The organism is Bradyrhizobium sp. 159 (genome assembly GCF_023073795.1).
Classification (GTDB): Bacteria; Pseudomonadota; Alphaproteobacteria; order Rhizobiales; family Xanthobacteraceae; genus Bradyrhizobium.
In genome coordinates, this window is record NZ_JADPKE010000014.1 from 1 (window position 1) to 521 (window position 521).

Sequence of the window (521 nt, forward strand, 5' to 3'; positions counted from 1 at the left end):
ACGAGGTTCAGATCGTGAATGCGTTGATCCTGAACCATGAACTTGACGAACAGTTTGGCGATGCTTTTGGCCTGCCGCTGCGTCTTCTCGTCCCAGTGACCGTCGGAGGCGTTCAATTGGATGACGCCATCGGCAAATCGCAAGAACTCGGCCATGGGCACAAATTGCGATATCGCAGAGGCGCCCGCCGCCGGTGGCTCGCCCGGACGATCCACCACGGTCGCCGTGGTCGATGACGCCGGCTTCGGAGGATCGTTCCTCGCAAGGATCAGACGATCCACCAGACCCTCATCTTCGATCCTCGCGCCGCCATAGCGCCGGTCGGACTCGGCCAGTGCGAGCTTCATTCCGCGCAGGTACGTTCCCTGCGCGACGGCGATATTCATAGCCGTCGGAATGGCGGCGACGTCCTCGATCATGGCCCGAAGGATGTGATGCTTGGTCGGAATCAACTCGTTGACGCGGAGCATGGCGAGATGGTCCTGAACCGCCTCGATGTCAGTTTCGGACAGCCCGTCCGC

1 protein-coding gene is annotated in these 521 nt (G+C 61.0%); it reads right to left on the reverse strand.

The genetic code is table 11. From position 1 onward, the window contains the following. A partial coding sequence (locus IVA96_RS02275) for a hypothetical protein (protein ID WP_247415244.1) occupies positions 1-419 on the reverse strand: 419 nt, incomplete at its 3' end. Positions 420-521: the final 102 nt, after the last annotated feature.